The organism is Rhodococcus sp. IEGM 1318, assembly GCF_033142465.1.
Taxonomy (GTDB): Bacteria; Actinomycetota; Actinomycetes; order Mycobacteriales; family Mycobacteriaceae; genus Rhodococcus_F; species Rhodococcus_F qingshengii_B.
This window is the reverse complement of the sequence record NZ_JAWLSC010000001.1, coordinates 165478-182065: the sequence shown is the minus strand read 5'-3', so window position 1 is coordinate 182065 and position 16588 is coordinate 165478. Positions and strand designations below refer to the sequence as shown.

The following is a 16588-nucleotide window of genomic DNA, read 5'->3' as shown; positions in this document are numbered from 1 at the left end:
CACCGCGTTCGATCGTATTGCACAGTGCAAAGATCGTTGTATGGCAACAGCTGCTCAATGGATCGAAGGCGCGAGGCCGCGCACACTCCCGAACGCGATTGCGCCCGTGCTGGTCGGCACCGGAGCCGCGGCGTCCCTGGACCTCGCAGTGTGGTGGAAGGCGCTCCTGGCACTGGTCGTCTCCTTGGCCTTGATCGTCGGGGTGAATTTCGCGAACGACTACTCCGACGGAATCCGTGGAACGGACGACGACCGCGTCGGGCCACTGCGTTTGGTCGGATCGAAGTTGGTCAGTCCCGGAACCGTGAAGGCCGCAGCGATCAGCTGCTTCGCCGTTGCCGCCGTGGCCGGGTTCGTTCTGGCGGCGACCACAGCGTGGTGGCTGGTCGCGGTCGGCGTGTTCTGCATCATCGGTGCCTGGTTCTACACCGGCGGCAAGAAGCCGTACGGATACAGCGGGTTCGGCGAGATCGCCGTATTCATCTTCTTCGGGCTGATCGCAGTGCTGGGAACTCAGTTCGTGCAGGCCGAGCGGGTGGATCTGGCCGGGCTGGCCGGAGCGATCGCCATCGGCTCTTTCTCGAGCGCGGTGCTCGTTGCCAACAATCTTCGCGACATCCCGACCGACACCGAGTCCGGAAAGATCACTCTCGCAGTACGGCTCGGCGACGCGAAGACCCGCACGCTGCACGTGATCCTGCTGGCCGTTCCGTTCGTCGCGACCCTGCTGCTGATCCTGCGCACTCCGTGGGCATTGCTCGGATTGCTCGCGTTGCCACTGGCAATCCGAGCCAACGCCCCGCTGCGTTCAGGCGGGCAGGGAATGGCCCTGATCCCTGCGCTGCGCGACACCGGACTCGCCATGCTCGTCTGGGGTGCCGCGACCGCAGTTGCGCTCAGTCTCGCCTGAACGTCGACGCACTCAACGGTTGTCGGGGACGAACGCGCTGAGCAGGAAGTTCACGATCGAGATGATCAGCGCCCCCCAGACTGCCGTCCAGAAGCCGTCGACCGTCAATCCGTAGGACGTTCCGGACGAGATCCACGCCGTCAGCATCAGCATCAGGGCGTTGATCACGAGAGTGAACAGTCCAAGCGTCAGGATGAGCAGCGGTAGCGAGAGAAGCTGCACTACCGGCTTGATGAAGGCGTTGACCACCGTGAAGATCAGGGCGATCACCGCGATCACGAGAACCGTGCCCCAGGTGCCGTTGTCGTGGTTGGCGATCGTGATGCCGGTGACCCACGCCGACGCCAGCCAGATGGCTATGCCGTTGATGATGAGACGTGCCAGAAATGTCATGTCTGAATGCTGGCACATCCCTCCCGTGCATGCGGAACCGTGCCGAATCTAGGCGGCGCGATTCATCTTCGCTTCCAACCGCTCACGGATTACCGGCACCGTGACCTGCGTTTCGAGGGCCTCACGGGTGGGTCCGTCGGCGACACGCAAGATGCCGAGCAGGATGTGTTCGGCGCCGATGCGATTGTCCTTGTGCGCGAGCGCTTCACGAAGCGAGAGTTCCAACACCTTCTTTGAGTCCTTCTCGAATCGTGAACGAGGGAACCCGAATCGGCTCTTGCGCGAGGAATCGACGCTGTCCGGCACAGGAGTCTCGTCCAGCACACCCTCGCCGAAGGACTGCTCCAGACTCTCCCGGACCGCATCGAGATCGATGCCGATCGACTTGAGTATCTCGGCGTCGTCGTCGAGATTGTTCGAGCTACCTTCGTTCGAGCCGCCGCCGGCGTGGCGGATCGCATGTAGCGTGACACCCGACTCGGTGAGCACCTCGGTGGCGATGCCTCGATCAGCTGTGAGTAGCGCGGTCAACAGTTCCATCGGAGTGACAGGACCGGAGCCGGCGACAGCATCGACGACGACTCCCCTCGCCTGCGCGGAGAACTTTTCGAACATGGCACTTACCTGCCCTTCTCGCGCAGTGAACGCAGCATCGATTCCGATTGAGCGGACGCATATTTCTTGTGTACGGCTTGACGGCTGACCTCGAGGGTTTCCGCGATTGCCTGCCAGGACCATCCGTGGCGACGCGCATTGGCGACCTGAATGGCCTCGAGTTTTTCGAGTAGACGTCGCAGCGCTCGAACGGCACGCAATCCCTCGGCGGGATCCGGACTGCCGGCGGCAGCGGCGAGAGAGGTTGCTTCGGTCATAGTGTCAATTTAGATTGACATCCCGTTGTTGTCAACCAAAATTGACACCGTCATGTCAGTACCCGGCGACTGCCCCGTCCACTGCCAACTGCAAGTCAGCCTGCACAGTGCGGGCGATATCCATCGGCTTGTCCGGTAGTTCGGTCACGGGCACCCCGACAAAGACGCTCGCAGCCTTCACGTCGCCGGCCACCGGGCCGTAGTTGATGCCGATCGACACCAAGGCCGGCGAGCATCCCAACTTCCCGGCCCGGGCGACGATGTGGCCGATACCGCTGTTGACGTGCTGCAGCCGCGCCGGATCCTCGGTATTGCACGTCCCCTCCGGGAAAATCGCCAGACAATCCCCATTGCCCAGACGCTCGGCCGCGACGTCCATCATCACGCGGCCGGCATCCGAAACAGCGCGAAGGCCGTGGTTCTTGCTGCGAAAAACCGGAATGCTGCCCATCATGTCGACCTTCTTGCGCTGCGAAGGATCAACGAAGAGTTCGTCTTTGGCGAGGACCCTGGTCCGTCCGATCACCCGCCGCAACGGAGTACGCCACGCGGTCGCGGCGAGCGTGAATTGGTCGCTCTCCGTCAGATGATTGACTGCCACGACCAATTGCGTCTTGCGTTCGAGCAGAGTCTTCAGCGCAGCTTCCGCACCCGGCGCATACTTCACCCGTGGGCGGTACTTCAACGCCAGAGCGGCATAGGCGAGCTTCGCCACAAACCGGTTCTGCTGATGGCTGCGGTAGTACTCGTACACAGCCTCGTAATTGTCGAGTGAAACTTCAGGATTGCCCATGATCCGCCCTCGCTGGAGAAGTGTCCCTTGGACAAACGATACACAACCTACGGTTGCGTAGGTTTGTGTTTCACATGGCGTAGCGCTGGGAGAAACGCACTTCTCGAGGTAAAACGGTTTCTGTGATCCGCTCGGCCATATCTACCGACCTACCCGCACTGCAACAGATCGAGATCGCCGCGGGCGAACCGTTCCGAGACATCGGGATGGACGCCATCGCAGACGATCCACCGCCGACGCTCGACGAGTTGAACGATTTTCTCGCAGCCGAGCACATCTGGGTTCAGACCGACGCAAACGACGTGCCCGTTGCGTACGCACTCGTCGAGATCGTGGACGGCGGCGCGCATATCGAGCAGGTATCCGTTCACCCCGACCATGCACGCAAAGGCCTCGGAGCCCAGCTGATCGACGCCGTCACCGAATGGGCGGCGGACCATCACCACGATCTCGTGACTCTGACGACCTTCGTCGACGTTCCGTGGAACGCGCCGTACTACGAGCGACTCGGATTTGTACGCCTGGCCGACAACACGCTCTCCCCCGGCCTGATACGCATCAGAACGGACGAGCAGTCGTCCGGGTTGGACGCCTGGCCACGCGTGACGATGAGCCGCCCCGCCCGTGGTCACGTGTCAGCAATGCAGAAGTACGCGGTTCAGGAGTTGGCGGTCCACGCACCCGAACGTACGAACTCGTCCAGCACTGCCGTCGGGCCGAGCAGGTCGATCCCTTCCGACGCCACCCATTCGTCGTTGTAATAGGTGCCCGAATAACGCTCTCCGCCGTCACACAGCAGCGTGACGACACTGCCGCTGCGCCCGGCTGCCATCATCTCCGCAATCAACGCAAAAGCTCCCCACAGGTTCGTCCCCGTCGAGCCACCCACTTTGCGCCCCAGGGCTGCGCTGGCATGCCGGGCGGCGGCGATCGAGCCTGCGTCCGGCACCTTGATCATTCGGTCGACCACCTGACCGACAAACGACGGTTCGACGCGCGGACGGCCGATGCCCTCGATCCGGGAACCCCGTGTACCGACGATCGACGGATCACTCGCTCGCCACGCGTCGAAAAACACGGAGTGCTCCGGGTCTACCACGCACAGCCCCGTGTCGAATTTCCGGTAGCGAAGAAAGCGGCCGATCGTGGCGCCGGTTCCACCCGTCCCGGCTCCGACGACCACCCAGTCGGGAATCGGATGCTCCTCGTGCTCGAGCTGAGTGAAGATCGATTCGGCGATGTTGTTGTTTCCGCGCCAATCCGTCGCGCGCTCGGCGTGGGTGAACTGGTCCATGTAGTGGCCGTTCGACTCACTCGCGAGCCGATGCGATTCCGAGTAGATCGACGACGGATCGCTCACGAAATGACAACGTCCACCCTGCGCCTCGATCAATGCGATCTTGGCGGGACTCGTGCTCGCGGGCATCACCGCGACAAAATCCAGGCCGAGCAACTTCGCGAAATACGCCTCGCTGACAGCCGTCGAACCGGACGACGCTTCGATGACGGTGGTCTCTTCGGTAACCCAGCCGTTGCAGATCGCGTAGAGGAAAAGCGACCGTGCGAGTCGATGCTTGAGACTTCCCGTGATGTGGGTCGACTCGTCCTTCAGATAGAGCTGGACGGTCCAGTTACTCGGCAGCGGATAGCGCAGCAGGTGAGTGTCCGCGCTGCGTTGTGCGTCGGCTTCGATCAACCGCACCGCGTTGTCGACCCACTGGCGCGACGTCCGCCGGTCGACGTCGAGCGACTCCGTGGTCACCGCCCATCTCCACGCAGCTTGGAACGAAGATCGTCACGATCGGACCGGCGCTGGGCGTCGACGGCCGCGATGCCCGCGTTGACGCGTTTGCGCAGTTTCGCGAAGAGCAGCAGCGACAGCGGCAGCGCGATCAGCACTGCGAACAGTGCGGCGACAATCAGGGGAACGTCGGTGCCGGCGAGCTTTCCGCCGCCGATGATGAGGGCACCGATAGCGACGACAAGCAGCAGTCGAGCGACCGAGTACAGCACCACGTCGCGGGCCAGTTGACCCTTGGTCACCGGCCCGGCAGCCGACTTTGCTTGCCCAGAGTTTGCGGAAGGTTTACTGGCTTTCGCTGGCTCGGAAGGAACATTTTCGGGGTTTTCAGACAACTGACTCACCCTCTCAGGTTACCCATTCCGAATACCGGTGGCACCGAGCCCGCTATATCCATTTTGTCCTTTACTTAAACATTACCTTGACTTGAAGGATCGACTACCCGGCCATAACTGTGCAAACATTGCGCTACCACTCAGAAAACGGTCGAATGTGAGCGAAGGACTTCGAAACAAACTCGACGCAGGTTTTTGGCAACTGCTCGACACGCCAGTTCGGAACCAAGGTCGGAACCACTGCTCGGTTCAGAGTCACTGCCCGTCAACGTTCGACATCAACATGGAGGACCTCACAATGAGCGCACCAACCTTCAATACCGCCGCAGACGCACTCATGACGCCCGGACAGGTAGCGGCATTGTTTCATGTCGATCCCAAGACCGTGACCCGCTGGGCACACGCAGGACGACTCGGCTCGCTTCGCACACCAGGGGGACATCGTCGATTCCGTGAGACCGAGGTCATGCAGCTTCTGCGCTCGCTGACCACGGAAGCGGACCACAACTGAGCGTCTGCAGCCCGCAAAGAGAAACACGTACTACCCGACAGATACAGCATTGACGCACTGAGCCGAAACGCTTGTCCGCACTACTTCTGGTGATGCGGGCCGGAGGCTGAGTAGGCTCGAACTCAGTTCCCTGAGGAGGTGCGCCGTGTTGTATCTGTTGGCGTTGGTGGGTTTGGTGACATTGATCGTTCTGATGTGGAAGGCATTCGGGCCCGATCCGTCGACGCGTGCCCCGGTGAGCGGCGTGCGCGGGCCGGATGACGATCCCGAATTCCTGTGGAATGTGAACCAGCAAACACGACGCAAGCGCACGGAAGGTCCGGACGTACCGCCGACTGACACGTCGATGTAGCGTCCGGGCGTCACCCGGCTGTCCGATTACCGCCCCGGCAACCCGAACGGGGAGGCCGGAAAGTCCTGCGCAACCACCGCAGCCAACTCCAGCACCGCTTCCCGAGTACCTGGGCGGAGCCGGTCCAGGTCGATTTCGGCGCCCTCTTCCAAATGCGGGTCGAACGGAATCAGTCTCACTGCTCGACAGCGCTGCTCGAAGTGCTCGACGACCCGCGGTAGATCGACCTTGCCCGAGCGAGGCCGCACCGCGTTGATGACGGCCACGGACGTGGCGACCAGCCTGCCGTAACCGTGAGCGTCGAGCCAGTCAAGAGTTGCGGAGGCGCTACGCGCACCGTCGACGGATCCGGAGCTGACGACGATCAACGAATCTGCACCCTCGAGAATGGCCTGCATCGCCGAGTGCATCAGGCCGGTGCCGCAGTCGGTCAGAACTATGCTGTAGAACTTTTCGAGCATGTCGACCGTGCGCGTGTAGTCCACGCCGCTGAATGCCTCCGAGACTGCTGGATCACTGTCGGACGCAAGCACTTCGAGCCGGTGCTGGTTTTGCGATGTATAGCCTCTGACGTCGCTGTACTTCTCGATACTGTTCTCGTCACGCAGCAGGTTGCGCACCGTTGCCGGCGTCTCGAGCGGGATTTTCTGACTCAGGGTTCCCCGGTCCGGGTTTGCATCGACTGCGACGACACGATCGCCGCGAATCGAGGCGAACATCGATCCCAGCGTCGCAGTTGTCGTGGTTTTGCCGACGCCACCTTTGAGACTGAGCACCGCAACCTTGTAGCAGCCCTGCAGGGGCTGGTTGATCTGGCGCGTCAACTCGACGACATGCTGATCCTTCGCACCGTTCCCGAGGTTCACCGAACGGCCGGACATCGTGTACAGCGCCTTGCGCCAGCCACCAGCCGGGGCTGGCCGGACAGGCTTGACGAGGAGCGCAGCCGAGAGGTCTTGCGCCGTCATCGAAAGAGCCGGTTCGGGACGATTGCCGGGAGCGGGGTTGAATCCGGCCTGCTGTATCGGAGGGTGAACCGGTACCGCCGGCGGCGGAGCAACCGGCATCGCCTGCCCGTTCTGCAGGGTGTGACCATTCTGCGGCGCTTGACCGTTCTGCACCGGCGCAGCGCCGGGGTGACCGAACTGCCGAATCACGGGATTGGGCTGATGCATGCCAGGCAAAGACGGTGCCTGCGGTTGCTGGAGCGGTCTCGCGGTTGGGCGCGCAGTCGGACCGGGCTGGTTCTGGACGCGCTGCGAGTTCTGAACGGACCCTGCACGATTCGTGGGTTCGTAGGTCTGCATCGGCATCGCGGGTGAGGACGCGAACAGGCCGTTGACCGGGCCGGGCTGCGCCGCCGGGTACTGGATGACCGGGGTATTGGGGCCCGAAGTTTCAGGAGCCGAAGTGTTAGGTACCGGAGTGTCAGGAGCCGGAGCCTTGGGGTCCGGAGCCTGAGCTGATCCTGGAGATTGAGGTGTTCCTGCCGCCGGAGTCACTGAGGTCGTCAGCGGCGGCGGGCCCGCGGGCGCACTGGGCGCCTGGCCGGCTAATTGCTGGAGCGGACCGGAGTCGACCGGCGCCACGAAGAGACTGCGAACATCGCCGGGAACCGAGGCGGATGAGGGCTCGGGCGCGGATGCGCGCGGATGTCGCCGCGTCGGCTCGGCAGGGCGCACCGGCTCCCACAGTCCCGCTCCGGCGTCTTCAATCTTGCCTGCTCCGGCGTCTTCAATCTTGTCGGCCATCTCGCCGTTCCCCCTCGTCGATCCCACAGCTACGAGACAGCTAGTTATTCACCGAGCTTCATCGTAGCTGGTGCCGCCCCTGACTTACCTACCGGTGATACCTACAGACCGGTCGGCAGCCACCCACGGTACCTCGAGAGGATCAGTTGAGTCCCGCGTAGGAGTGCAAGCCGGAGACGACCATGTTGATGATGAAGAGATTGAACAGCATCGCAACGAAACCGGCGATATTGATCCAAGCAGCCTTCGTCTCCCGCCACCCGGACGTTGCCCTCGCATGCAGGTAGGCCGCGTAGATCACCCAGGCGATGAAGGACATCGTCTCCTTCGGATCCCAACCCCAGAAGCGTCCCCACGCAGCTTCCGCCCAGATGGCACCCAGGATTACGCCCGCGCCGAACAGCGGAAACGCGATGATCGTGCTCTTGTACGCCAAGCGGTCGAGAGTCTGGGCGTCCGGCAGTCGCTCTGCGATCCGGCCGCCGATGCTCGTGCCTTCGTCACCGGGCGGGAACTTCAGTCGCAGCAGGAACAGGAGGCTCGCGATACCGCCGATCATGAAGATGCCGGAGCCGACGCTGACGATCGTCACGTGAATCGGAAGCCAGTACGAGCGCAGCGCCGGAACCACGGGAGCCGCGTCGGCGTAGAGGACCGTGCCGGCGAGGAACATCAGAATCAGAACGGGAACCAGCAGGAAGACCCACATCGGACGGTAAGTCGGCTTGATCAACAGGACGTGCCCGACCAGCAACGACGCCGCACACGCCATCGCCACGAATTCGTACATGTTGCCGAGTGGGAATCGTTCCGTCGCAAATCCGCGGAGCACGATCGACGCGATGATCAGAACCGTTCCGACGACCAGGACAGCTCGGCCCATTCCGCCGAATCGCTCCGAGAGCGACTTGGTCGAAGTCTCCGTGACCCTGCCCGGCACGGAAGCGTCGACTCCGCCGGCCGAGACCAGTTCCTTGTTCTGAACCGCCTTGGCTCTGGCCGACGCGTACTGCACGATGAGCAGCACGAACGCCAGAACGAGCACGGTAAAGGCGGATTTGAAGGCCCAGTCGCTGTACTGCGCGAGTGTCTCGTTGGTTGTCATCGGGCGTTCTCCTGGGCGTGCGGTTGTTTCACCGCGGTGGTCGGATTGCTTTTCAGCAAGCGGTCGGTGAGGCGGTCGAACTCGTCGCCCCAGCCTGCGTGGTCGGTGCGGGCAAGCCCACCAAGTTCTACTACAGTACGTCGTTCGTCATCGGGATAGATACGTGCCCAGACGCGGCGACGCTTGATCACGAGCGAGACAAGCAGACCCGCCATCATCGTCAACGCCGAAACCAACACCCACACCTGAGCGGGATCGTGGGAGACCTGAAGGTTCACGAAGTCGACGGCACCATCGAATCGCACCTGGGTGCCGTCGGCAAGCGTCGCGCTCTCCCCTGGGAAGAGATTGACTCGATCCTGCTTGACCAGTCGACCCTGATTGATCAGTTCGGTGTTGAGTTCGAACAGCGATTGCGGGTTACCGGTATCGAGTCCGGTATCGCCCTTGTAGATGTCGATGGCGACGGCCGGGTCGTTCATCGCCGGGTAGCTCGACGACAGAAGGTTGCCGTGGAACAGCGCGGTGGGCGCGAACAATCCTTCGATGGCAATCTGATTCTTCCGACGCTCGTCCGCATCGGGATACATGCCGCCCGGCGGGTCGAAACGCATCGCGCCACTGCTCAGGAACGTCGTTGCGTCGTCGGGACGCCACTGGAGCGTCTCGGTGCGGGTCTCGCCGTTCGGGAACGTGACGGTGAAGGTCGGCGCGTATCCGTGTCCCTGCAGGTACACACGATCGCCGGCGATCCGCAGCGGGTGGTTCACCTGGATGGTCGTGTCCCGCCAGGTATCGGACTCGAGGTCGTCGCCTGCCTGGTACGAGATGTCCGATGTGAACATCTCTGCCTGACCGGTCTCGAGGTAGTCGGCCTGGAAATTTTTCACACGTACACACAGCGGGGTCATGCCGGTGCCGTCGAGGCTCAGACCGGCGACGAACGAGTCGAACACGGCCGGCGAGGTCGTGCAGAAGCCAGGTCCGTCGTTGGCGATGACGATGCGATTGCCCTCGTAGCCGAACAACTTGCCCGCGGCGATCGCAATCAACAATCCGACCAACGACAGGTGGAACACGAGGTTGCCGAATTCGCGGAGGTATCCCTTCTCCGCCGAGATGGTGATCTCGCCTTCACGGCGCGATTTCGTATCGCCGCGACGCGTTTCGACGCGCCACCCACGCAGTTCTTTCGACACCCGGGCGGCAAGTTCGTCGGGACTCTCGCCGTCGACGACGCTCTTGGTGTGGTGCGGCAGGCGAGCAAGATTGCGCGGCGCGTTCACCGGACGGGTACGCAGCGCCTTCGCGTGCTCCACGCAACGCGGCAGGATGCAGCCGACCAGCGAGATGAAGAGCAATGCGTAGATCGCGGTGAACCAGAAGCTGCTGAACACGTCGAACAGTTCGAGGCGATCCATCCACGGACCGAGCGTCGGCCGTGCGGCGATGTAGTCAGCGACCTTGCCCTCGTTGAGGGTTCGCTGTGGCAGCAGGGCGCCGGGGATAGCAGCAAGCGCGAGGAGGAACAGCAGTACCAGCGCGGTCCGCATCGAGGTGAGCCCGCGCCAGGTGTTGCGCCCGAGTGCAACGACTCGACCGATCACCGACTGCTTCGGCAGCACGGGTATCGAGTTGTCGTTATTGTCGTCAGCTGTCATATCGGCAGCGTCACCTCCGAGATAAATGCGTCACGAACCCAGCCGACGAACTGGTCCCACGCGCCTGTGACGAGGGCGATTCCCACTGCCACCAACATGATTCCGCCGAAAATTTGAATGGTGCGTGCATTACGCCGCAACCAGCCGACGCCGGTCAGCGCACGGGCCGACCCCAGCGCCAGAAAGATGAACGGCAGGCCGAGCCCGATGCAGTACGCGACGATCAAGGTGACACCGCGCGCGGCGGTCATCCCGTCGGTTCCCGCGGCTACGGACATCACACCTGCCAATGTCGGTCCGAGGCATGGCGTCCACCCCAGGGCGAACACTCCCCCCAGTAGCGGTGCCCCCACCAGCGACGACACACGACGCGGTTCGAAACGAACATCTTTCTGCAGCGCCGGGATCAGTCCGATGAACACCAGGCCCATCGCGATCGTGACCACACCGCCCACGCGCATCAGGACCTCGCGGTTGACGAGCAGAGTCGAGATCACGCCGAAAACCGACGCGGTGGCGAGAACGAAGACGACGGTGAAGCCGGCGACGAACAGTCCGGCCGCACCGGCGACCCTCAAGCGACTGCTTCGGGTGATCGTCCGGGTCCTCGCCTCGTCGGCGGTGATCGCGGGGGCGTCGGCGCCGACGACGCCGGCGAGGTAGGAAAGGTAGCCGGGAACGAGCGGCACGACGCACGGTGAAGCGAACGACACCAGACCAGCGAGCACGCAGGCGCCGAGGGCCAGCAGCAGCGGACCGGACGACGCTGCGTTCTGAAACGCTTCGCCCACACCGGCACTCAGTGTGTCGCTGCCGGCCAGCAGCGTGGTGGTCGTGGTTGTCATTTCTACTGCGCGTCTTCCTGAGCTATTCGCTGGACGACGGGCAGCAAATCCTCGGCGAGAAGTTCTTGGAGAAATACCGCGGCGACGCGGTGCTGGCGATCGAGGACGATCGTCGTCGGAATGACCGACGTGGGGTAGCCGTCACCGAGGGCGATCAGCGAACGCATCGACGGGTCGTAGATCGACGGGTACGAGACCTTGTTGTCGACCACGAAGTCCTGCGCTTTGTTCTTGGTGTCGTCGCGGACGTTGATGCCGAGGAACTGCACGCCCGAATCCTTGGTCTGCTCGTAGACCTGTTCCAGATCGTCGGCTTCGGCGCGGCACGGCCCGCACCACTGACCCCAGACGTTGAGGACGACGACCTTGCCCTCGAAGTCCTCGACGCCGACCTTCTGACCTTCGTTCATCAGATCGGGCCCGGAGAGCTTGCCGATGGTGCCTCGGTCGGACGGCGGATCGTAGAAGATCTTGGTTTGTCCGCCCGGTGAGACGAAGTCGAAAGTTCCGCCCTGTGCGACGGCGTCGTCGCCGGTCGCGCAGGACGAGAGAAGAAGCATCGCCGACGCAGCGGCTGCGAATGCTGCGGCGATGCGGCGCGAAATCATGCCACCGGAGCGGAGCGGAGTCATGCTCCTGTCACTCTCGGGTCGGAGGCACCGGCAGGTTCGGAGTAGACGATGTCGACCAAGGTGTCGCCCTCGTAGACCAGTGACGTCAACGAGGCCAGTCCGCACTGACGGTGACGGGGGTCGTGCCAGAGTCGCTCGCCCTGCAGGAATCGACGCAAAGTCCAGACCGGAAGCTGATGGCTGACAACGACGGCTTCGTGTCCGACTGCCGCGACGCGTGCGGCGTTGACGGCTGCCAGCATCCGATGGGCGATCTGCAAGTAAGGCTCGCCCCAGGAGGGGGTGAACGGGTCACGCAGTTTCCACCAGTGACGCGGACGCGAGAGCGCACCGTCACCGACAGCTACCTTGAGACCCTCGAATTCGTTGCCCGCCTCGATGAGGTTCTCGTCGGTGACGATGTCGAGCTTGTGCGCCTCGGCGATCGGAGCCGCGGTTTCCTGCGCGCGCTGCAGAGGCGACGCGACCACGTGGGTGATGTCGTGATCGGAGAGCACGGATGCGACCGCACGAGCCTGTGCCTCGCCCGCCACCGACAACCGGAAGCCCGGGAGCCGTCCGTAGAGGATCCCGCGCGGGTTGTGAACTTCGCCGTGGCGAAGGACATGGACGATGGTGCGGGTGGACGTGTGGTCGGGGTGATCGGCGTCGGTCACAGTCGAGGGTCCTCGCTGAAGATGATGGATGTCGGAAGCGTGCGGGTGTTCTGAAACCGGTCAGGGCTTGACGGCAGCAGCTGCGGCCTTGGCTGCGTGAGGCATGGCGTCGGCGATGATCGAGAATGCTCGATCGTCGAGTGCTGCGGAGACGAACCACGCTTCGAATGCGCTCGGCGGCGGGTATACGCCACGGGAGAGCAGCGCGTGGAAGAAGGCGGGGAATCGCCAGGTCTGCGCAGCTTTGGCTTCGTCGTAGTTGGTCACCGTGTTCTCGGTGAAGAACACGCTCACCAAGGTGCCTGCGTACTGCACTCGGTGTTCGACGCCTTCGGCGGTGAGTGCTTGGGTCATGAGGTCGCCGAGGGCGGTCGCGTTCCGGCCGAGCTTGGCGTACACCTCGGCGTCGGCGGCGCGCAGGCTCGCGAGTCCGGCGGCGACGGCTACGGGGTTACCCGAAAGGGTGCCGGCCTGGTAGACGGGACCGTCCGGTGCGAGGTGGCCCATGATGTCGGCGCGGCCGCCGAATGCTGCGGCGGGCAGGCCGCCGCTCATGACCTTGCCGAAGGTGTAGAGGTCACCTGCGACGTTGTCGATGCCGTACCAGCCCGAGGCACTGACGCGGAATCCGGTCATCACCTCGTCCATGATCAGGAGTGCGCCGTGCTCACGGGTGAGACGACGCAGACCCTCGTTGAAGCCGGGAAGCGGCGCGACAGCGCCCATGTTTCCGGCGGCAGCTTCGGTGATGACGCACGCGATGGCGCCGGGGTTGGCGGCGAACGCCGCGGCCACTGCGTCGAGATCGTTGTAGCGGACGACGATGGTGTCTTCGGCTTGCGCGCCGGTCACACCGGGCGAGGTCGGCAGTCCGAAGGTCGCGAGGCCTGATCCGGCGTCGGCGAGAAGGGCGTCGACGTGGCCGTGGTAGCAACCGGAGAACTTGATGATCTTGGTACGCCCGGTGAATCCGCGGGCGAGGCGGACTGCGCTCATCGTGGCTTCGGTTCCGGAGTTGACCAGACGAACCTTTTCCACGGGCGCGACGCGGGCGACGATTTCCTCGGCGAGAGCAACTTCGCCTTCGGTGGGCGCACCGAAGGAGAGACCTCCGAGGGCTGCTTCGCGAACGGCTTCGACGACTGCGGGGTGAGCGTGCCCGAGAATCATCGGACCCCAGGACGACACCAGGTCGACGTAGTTGTTCCCGTCGACGTCGGTGAGGGTGCAGCCGGACGCTTCGCGAATGAATCGCGGTGTTCCGCCGACCGAACCGAACGCGCGGACGGGCGAGTTGACGCCACCCGGAATCACGTTGCCGGCACGTTCGAAGAGCCGAGCGGAGTTCGTTGCATGCACGTCGGGATCACCGGAAGACACAGTCACGGCTTCCAGTGTCCCAGTTCTGTCGAATCTGACAACGACAGGGTGTAGGACTTCGGTGCTCGGGGCGAGTTTTCCGGTCGAACCGGGCCCCGCGTGAGACGATTCCGGGCATGAAGCGACTGTTGACGACGCTGATGGTCTCGGCTGCGATTCTTCTCACATCGTGTGGTTCGGACGCTTCCAGTGACGACAGGGCGACAATTTCGTCGTCGCCAAGTGCCACGGAGGCGGTTGGAACGACCGCGGCAACGAGCACCGAGCCCGCGTTTCTCGGCGGGTGTTCGGCCGTATCCGTCTACGTTCAGCAGCGTGTTCAGAGCGGCGACACGTCGACACAGACGGCGGGAGCCGACTTCCTGAAGATCGTCGAGAACGACCCTTCGTACCAGGCTATGTCCGAGAGCGAGAAGGAACTCTTCCGTCAGGGAATCGAAGCGGGCGCCGCAGGCTCCTGCTGAATGTGAGGGTTGGGATCGAACCGGGTTGCCCGCGGTGCGCTACGCGCTATCGTCGGTTCCATGGCCACCACAGCGGACCACCTCAGGACAACACTCGACGGACGCTGGCGGGAGGTGCGTGAGCGCGTTCGCGGCGAATTGAACGACGAACGTTTTGCTCCGCACTACACACCCAACACCGCCATAGCGCGTTCCAAGGCTCTCGAACAGATGCGGGTTCTCGCCGATCTCGGTTACGCCGCAAACGGTTTCGCGGTATCTCACGGCGGAACGGGCGACGCCGGCGGCGCCGTCACCAGCATCGAGATGCTCGCGATGTCCGACCTCTCACTGATGGTCAAGGCCGGCGTCCAGTGGGGATTGTTCGGCGGCGCCATCGAAAACCTCGGCACCGAGCGTCACCACCAGGCGTACGTCAAACCGCTGATCGATCTGGACCTACTCGGTTGCTTCGCGATGACCGAGACCGGCCACGGCAGCGACGTACAAGAACTCGAGACCACGGCAACCTACGACGTCGAGACGGGCGAGTTCGTCGTCAACTCCCCCACTCCGTCCTCGCGCAAGGACTACATCGGCGGCGCTGCACAGCACGCCACCGTCGCGGCGGTGTTCGCTCAGTTGATCACCGGTGGCGAAAGCCAGGGCGTCCACTGTTTTGTCGTGCCGATCCGCGACGACGCCGGCAACGACCTCCCCGGCGTCACGACGTCCGACTGCGGACTCAAGGGCGGACTACCCGGAGCCGACAACGGCCGCATCGTCTTCGACCAGGTTCGAATCCCGCGTGAGAACCTGCTCAACCGTTACGCCGACGTCGCCGAGGACGGCACGTACAGCTCGGCGATCGACAACCCGAACCGCCGTTTCTTCACGATGGTCGGCACGTTGGTTCGCGGACGTGTCACGGTCGGTGGTTCGGCAGCAGCTGCCGCCCGCGTAGGATTGGCCATCGCCGGTCGATATGCCTTGCAGCGCAGGCAGTTCAGCGCTCCGAAGAGTGACGACGAGGTTCTGATCATGGACTACCTCGTCCACCAGAAGCGTCTGTTGCCGTTGATCGCCCGCTCGTACGCACTGCAGTTCGCACAGAACGAACTTGTTGCCGCGATGCACGACATCCAGAGCAGCGACGACCCGGATCCACAGGAGCAGCGCGAACTCGAGGGTCGCGCCGCCGGACTCAAGGCCGCCAACACGTGGCATGCCACGCGGGCCATCCAGGAGGCACGCGAAGCGTGCGGCGGCGCAGGCTATCTCGCGGAGAACCGTCTCACCGCGCTCAAGGCGGATACCGACGTGTTCACCACGTTCGAGGGCGACAACCACGTTCTGACGCAGTTGGTCGCCAAGGAACTGCTCACCTCCTACGCCGACGAAGTACGCGGCATGAGCCCGGTCGACTGGATGCGCTTCGCCGCTACGACGGTCTCCGACGTGGTCAAGAAGCGCACGGCGGCGCAGCAGATCCTGCAGACGATCGTCGACACCCGCCAGGACAACGAAGAGGACGGCAGCCTCTTCAACCGCGGCACCCAGATGAAGATGTTCGAGGACCGCGAGGAGTACCTACTCGCCACTGCGGCAAGGCGATTGCAGGCTGCACAGAAGCGCGAGGAGAACCCCTTCGACGCGTTCAATTTCGTGCAGGACCACGTGCTCAAAGCCGCGCAAGCACACATCGAGCGCGTCATCCTGGAAGCATTCGTCGCCGGAATCGACTCCTGTGAGGACGAGACCGCAAAGGAACTCTTCGGCGAGGTGTGCGACCTCTATGCACTGTCCGTCATCGAGGAGGACAAGGCCTGGTTCATGGAGCACCGGCAGCTGTCGGTGGAGCGTTCGAAGGCCGTTACGCGCGGGATCAACGAGCGTTGCCGCACCCTGCGCCCCCACGTCGAGACGCTGATCGACGGGTTCGGCATTCCGGAGATCCTGCTGGGGTCGGCAATGTTGGACGGACCGGGTACGGACACTGTGCGATTGAAGTAGGCGGTTAGGTGGGGTCGGCAATCGCCGACCCCACCGCACTTAGTGTGCTGCCGCCCTTTTCGACTGGCGAGAGGCGACCAGTCCGGTCAGGCCGAGTGCCGCGATCAACCAGATGCCCAGAACGAGTACCGCCTC

Annotated in this window: 19 protein-coding genes; 6 read left to right on the top strand and 13 right to left on the bottom strand. The window is 63.4% G+C overall.

Annotation, left to right across the window (positions count from 1 at the left end; translation table 11 throughout):
- The first annotated feature begins 40 nt into the window (after nucleotides 1–40).
- Nucleotides 41–910 (top strand): 1,4-dihydroxy-2-naphthoate polyprenyltransferase, encoded by an 870-nt coding sequence (locus R4P65_RS00915; protein ID WP_317825136.1) that lies wholly within the window; start codon nucleotides 41–43, stop codon nucleotides 908–910.
- Nucleotides 911–922: 12 nt separating this feature from the next.
- Here R4P65_RS00915 and R4P65_RS00910 read toward each other — a convergent pair whose 3' ends face one another.
- The 4 genes from R4P65_RS00910 to R4P65_RS00895 are packed head-to-tail and all read right to left on the bottom strand — an operon-like array spanning nucleotide 923 to nucleotide 2968.
- Nucleotides 923–1303, bottom strand: a complete 381-nt coding sequence (locus R4P65_RS00910) for a phage holin family protein (RefSeq protein WP_003941998.1) — start codon at nucleotides 1301–1303, stop codon at nucleotides 923–925.
- A 48-nt stretch (nucleotides 1304–1351) separates the two neighbouring features.
- Nucleotides 1352–1918, bottom strand: a complete 567-nt coding sequence (locus R4P65_RS00905) for a Clp protease N-terminal domain-containing protein (RefSeq protein WP_317825135.1) — start codon at nucleotides 1916–1918, stop codon at nucleotides 1352–1354.
- Nucleotides 1919–1923: 5 nt separating this feature from the next.
- Nucleotides 1924–2175 carry an HTH domain-containing protein gene (locus R4P65_RS00900; RefSeq protein ID WP_230812121.1) on the bottom strand — a complete coding sequence of 84 codons (252 nt, stop codon included), beginning with the start codon at nucleotides 2173–2175 and terminating at the stop codon, nucleotides 1924–1926.
- A 55-nt stretch (nucleotides 2176–2230) separates the two neighbouring features.
- A complete protein-coding gene (locus R4P65_RS00895; protein ID WP_317825134.1) occupies nucleotides 2231–2968 on the bottom strand; it encodes a 1-acyl-sn-glycerol-3-phosphate acyltransferase in 738 nt (245 codons plus the stop codon).
- Between the two features lie 122 nt (nucleotides 2969–3090).
- On the opposite strand from R4P65_RS00895, the gene R4P65_RS00890 reads away from it, so the two are divergent.
- A complete protein-coding gene (locus R4P65_RS00890) occupies nucleotides 3091–3729 on the top strand; it encodes a GNAT family N-acetyltransferase (RefSeq protein WP_317825133.1) in 639 nt (212 codons plus the stop codon).
- On the opposite strand, the gene R4P65_RS00885 is transcribed toward R4P65_RS00890, so the two are convergent.
- Both R4P65_RS00885 and R4P65_RS00880 read right to left on the bottom strand, forming a co-directional pair.
- Nucleotides 3627–4730: a PLP-dependent cysteine synthase family protein gene (locus R4P65_RS00885; protein ID WP_230812118.1), complete on the bottom strand. Its 1104-nt coding sequence runs from the start codon at nucleotides 4728–4730 to the stop codon at nucleotides 3627–3629. The genes R4P65_RS00890 and R4P65_RS00885 overlap by 103 nt on opposite strands.
- Nucleotides 4727–5113, bottom strand: coding sequence for a DUF4229 domain-containing protein (locus R4P65_RS00880; protein ID WP_411742498.1), 387 nt, complete (start codon nucleotides 5111–5113; stop codon nucleotides 4727–4729). Before R4P65_RS00880 ends, R4P65_RS00885 begins: the two co-directional genes overlap by 4 nt.
- 289 nt (nucleotides 5114–5402) lie before the next feature.
- Here R4P65_RS00880 and R4P65_RS00875 point away from each other — a divergent pair, with 289 nt between their 5' ends.
- The gene (locus R4P65_RS00875) at nucleotides 5403–5615 is read left to right on the top strand and encodes a BldC family transcriptional regulator (RefSeq protein ID WP_230812117.1); all 213 of its coding nucleotides are present in this window, start codon (nucleotides 5403–5405) and stop codon (nucleotides 5613–5615) included.
- 145 nt (nucleotides 5616–5760) lie between these two features.
- Nucleotides 5761–5967 carry a hypothetical protein gene (locus tag R4P65_RS00870; RefSeq protein ID WP_317825131.1) on the top strand — a complete coding sequence of 69 codons (207 nt, stop codon included), beginning with the start codon at nucleotides 5761–5763 and terminating at the stop codon, nucleotides 5965–5967.
- Nucleotides 5968–5993: 26 nt separating this feature from the next.
- Here the strand turns inward: R4P65_RS00870 and R4P65_RS00865 are convergent, their stop codons facing one another.
- The 7 genes from R4P65_RS00865 to hemL form a co-directional block, all read right to left on the bottom strand.
- Nucleotides 5994–7280, bottom strand: a complete 1287-nt coding sequence (locus tag R4P65_RS00865) for an AAA family ATPase (protein ID WP_411742508.1) — start codon at nucleotides 7278–7280, stop codon at nucleotides 5994–5996.
- Nucleotides 7281–7860: 580 nt separating this feature from the next.
- A complete protein-coding gene (gene ccsB / locus R4P65_RS00860; RefSeq protein ID WP_317825129.1) occupies nucleotides 7861–8823 on the bottom strand; it encodes a c-type cytochrome biogenesis protein CcsB in 963 nt (320 codons plus the stop codon).
- Complete coding sequence (locus R4P65_RS00855; RefSeq protein WP_317825128.1) at nucleotides 8820–10484, bottom strand: cytochrome c biogenesis protein ResB; 1665 nt, start codon at nucleotides 10482–10484, stop codon at nucleotides 8820–8822. Before R4P65_RS00855 ends, ccsB begins: the two co-directional genes overlap by 4 nt.
- Nucleotides 10481–11329 (bottom strand): cytochrome c biogenesis CcdA family protein, encoded by an 849-nt coding sequence (locus R4P65_RS00850; protein WP_019744353.1) that lies wholly within the window; start codon nucleotides 11327–11329, stop codon nucleotides 10481–10483. The genes R4P65_RS00855 and R4P65_RS00850 overlap by 4 nt, the downstream gene beginning before the upstream one ends.
- A 2-nt stretch (nucleotides 11330–11331) precedes the next feature.
- On the bottom strand, nucleotides 11332–11937 hold the full coding sequence (locus R4P65_RS00845; protein WP_317825535.1) for a TlpA disulfide reductase family protein: 606 nt from the start codon (nucleotides 11935–11937) through the stop codon (nucleotides 11332–11334).
- Nucleotides 11938–11957: 20 nt separating this feature from the next.
- Complete coding sequence (locus R4P65_RS00840) at nucleotides 11958–12617, bottom strand: histidine phosphatase family protein (RefSeq protein ID WP_230816948.1); 660 nt, start codon at nucleotides 12615–12617, stop codon at nucleotides 11958–11960.
- Between the two features lie 60 nt (nucleotides 12618–12677).
- Complete coding sequence (gene hemL / locus R4P65_RS00835) at nucleotides 12678–14003, bottom strand: glutamate-1-semialdehyde 2,1-aminomutase (RefSeq protein WP_317825127.1); 1326 nt, start codon at nucleotides 14001–14003, stop codon at nucleotides 12678–12680.
- 110 nt (nucleotides 14004–14113) lie between these two features.
- Between hemL and R4P65_RS00830 the strand changes: the two genes are divergently transcribed.
- Nucleotides 14114–14461, top strand: a complete 348-nt coding sequence (locus R4P65_RS00830; protein WP_230816946.1) for a hypothetical protein — start codon at nucleotides 14114–14116, stop codon at nucleotides 14459–14461.
- A 60-nt stretch (nucleotides 14462–14521) separates the two neighbouring features.
- Nucleotides 14522–16453 carry an acyl-CoA dehydrogenase gene (locus R4P65_RS00825; protein ID WP_317825126.1) on the top strand — a complete coding sequence of 644 codons (1932 nt, stop codon included), beginning with the start codon at nucleotides 14522–14524 and terminating at the stop codon, nucleotides 16451–16453.
- Nucleotides 16454–16588 lie beyond the last annotated feature (135 nt).

Excerpts from the sequence above, each read along its gene's own strand:
- ccsB (WP_317825129.1), bottom strand. The coding sequence starts at position 8,823 with ATGACAACCAACGAGACACTCGCGCAGTACAGCGACTGGGCCTTCAAA.
- R4P65_RS00855 (WP_317825128.1), bottom strand. The coding sequence starts at position 10,484 with ATGACAGCTGACGACAATAACGACAACTCGATACCCGTGCTGCCGAAG.
- R4P65_RS00915 (WP_317825136.1), top strand. The coding sequence starts at position 41 with ATGGCAACAGCTGCTCAATGGATCGAAGGCGCGAGGCCGCGCACACTC.
- R4P65_RS00875 (WP_230812117.1), top strand. The coding sequence starts at position 5,403 with ATGAGCGCACCAACCTTCAATACCGCCGCAGACGCACTCATGACGCCC.
- R4P65_RS00865 (WP_411742508.1), bottom strand. The coding sequence starts at position 7,280 with ATGCCGATGCAGACCTACGAACCCACGAATCGTGCAGGGTCCGTTCAG.
- R4P65_RS00825 (WP_317825126.1), top strand. The coding sequence starts at position 14,522 with ATGGCCACCACAGCGGACCACCTCAGGACAACACTCGACGGACGCTGG.
- R4P65_RS00845 (WP_317825535.1), bottom strand. The coding sequence starts at position 11,937 with ATGATTTCGCGCCGCATCGCCGCAGCATTCGCAGCCGCTGCGTCGGCG.
- R4P65_RS00830 (WP_230816946.1), top strand. The coding sequence starts at position 14,114 with ATGAAGCGACTGTTGACGACGCTGATGGTCTCGGCTGCGATTCTTCTC.
- R4P65_RS00910 (WP_003941998.1), bottom strand. The coding sequence starts at position 1,303 with ATGACATTTCTGGCACGTCTCATCATCAACGGCATAGCCATCTGGCTG.
- R4P65_RS00900 (WP_230812121.1), bottom strand. The coding sequence starts at position 2,175 with ATGACCGAAGCAACCTCTCTCGCCGCTGCCGCCGGCAGTCCGGATCCC.
- R4P65_RS00905 (WP_317825135.1), bottom strand. The coding sequence starts at position 1,918 with ATGTTCGAAAAGTTCTCCGCGCAGGCGAGGGGAGTCGTCGTCGATGCT.
- R4P65_RS00895 (WP_317825134.1), bottom strand. The coding sequence starts at position 2,968 with ATGGGCAATCCTGAAGTTTCACTCGACAATTACGAGGCTGTGTACGAG.
- R4P65_RS00850 (WP_019744353.1), bottom strand. The coding sequence starts at position 11,329 with ATGACAACCACGACCACCACGCTGCTGGCCGGCAGCGACACACTGAGT.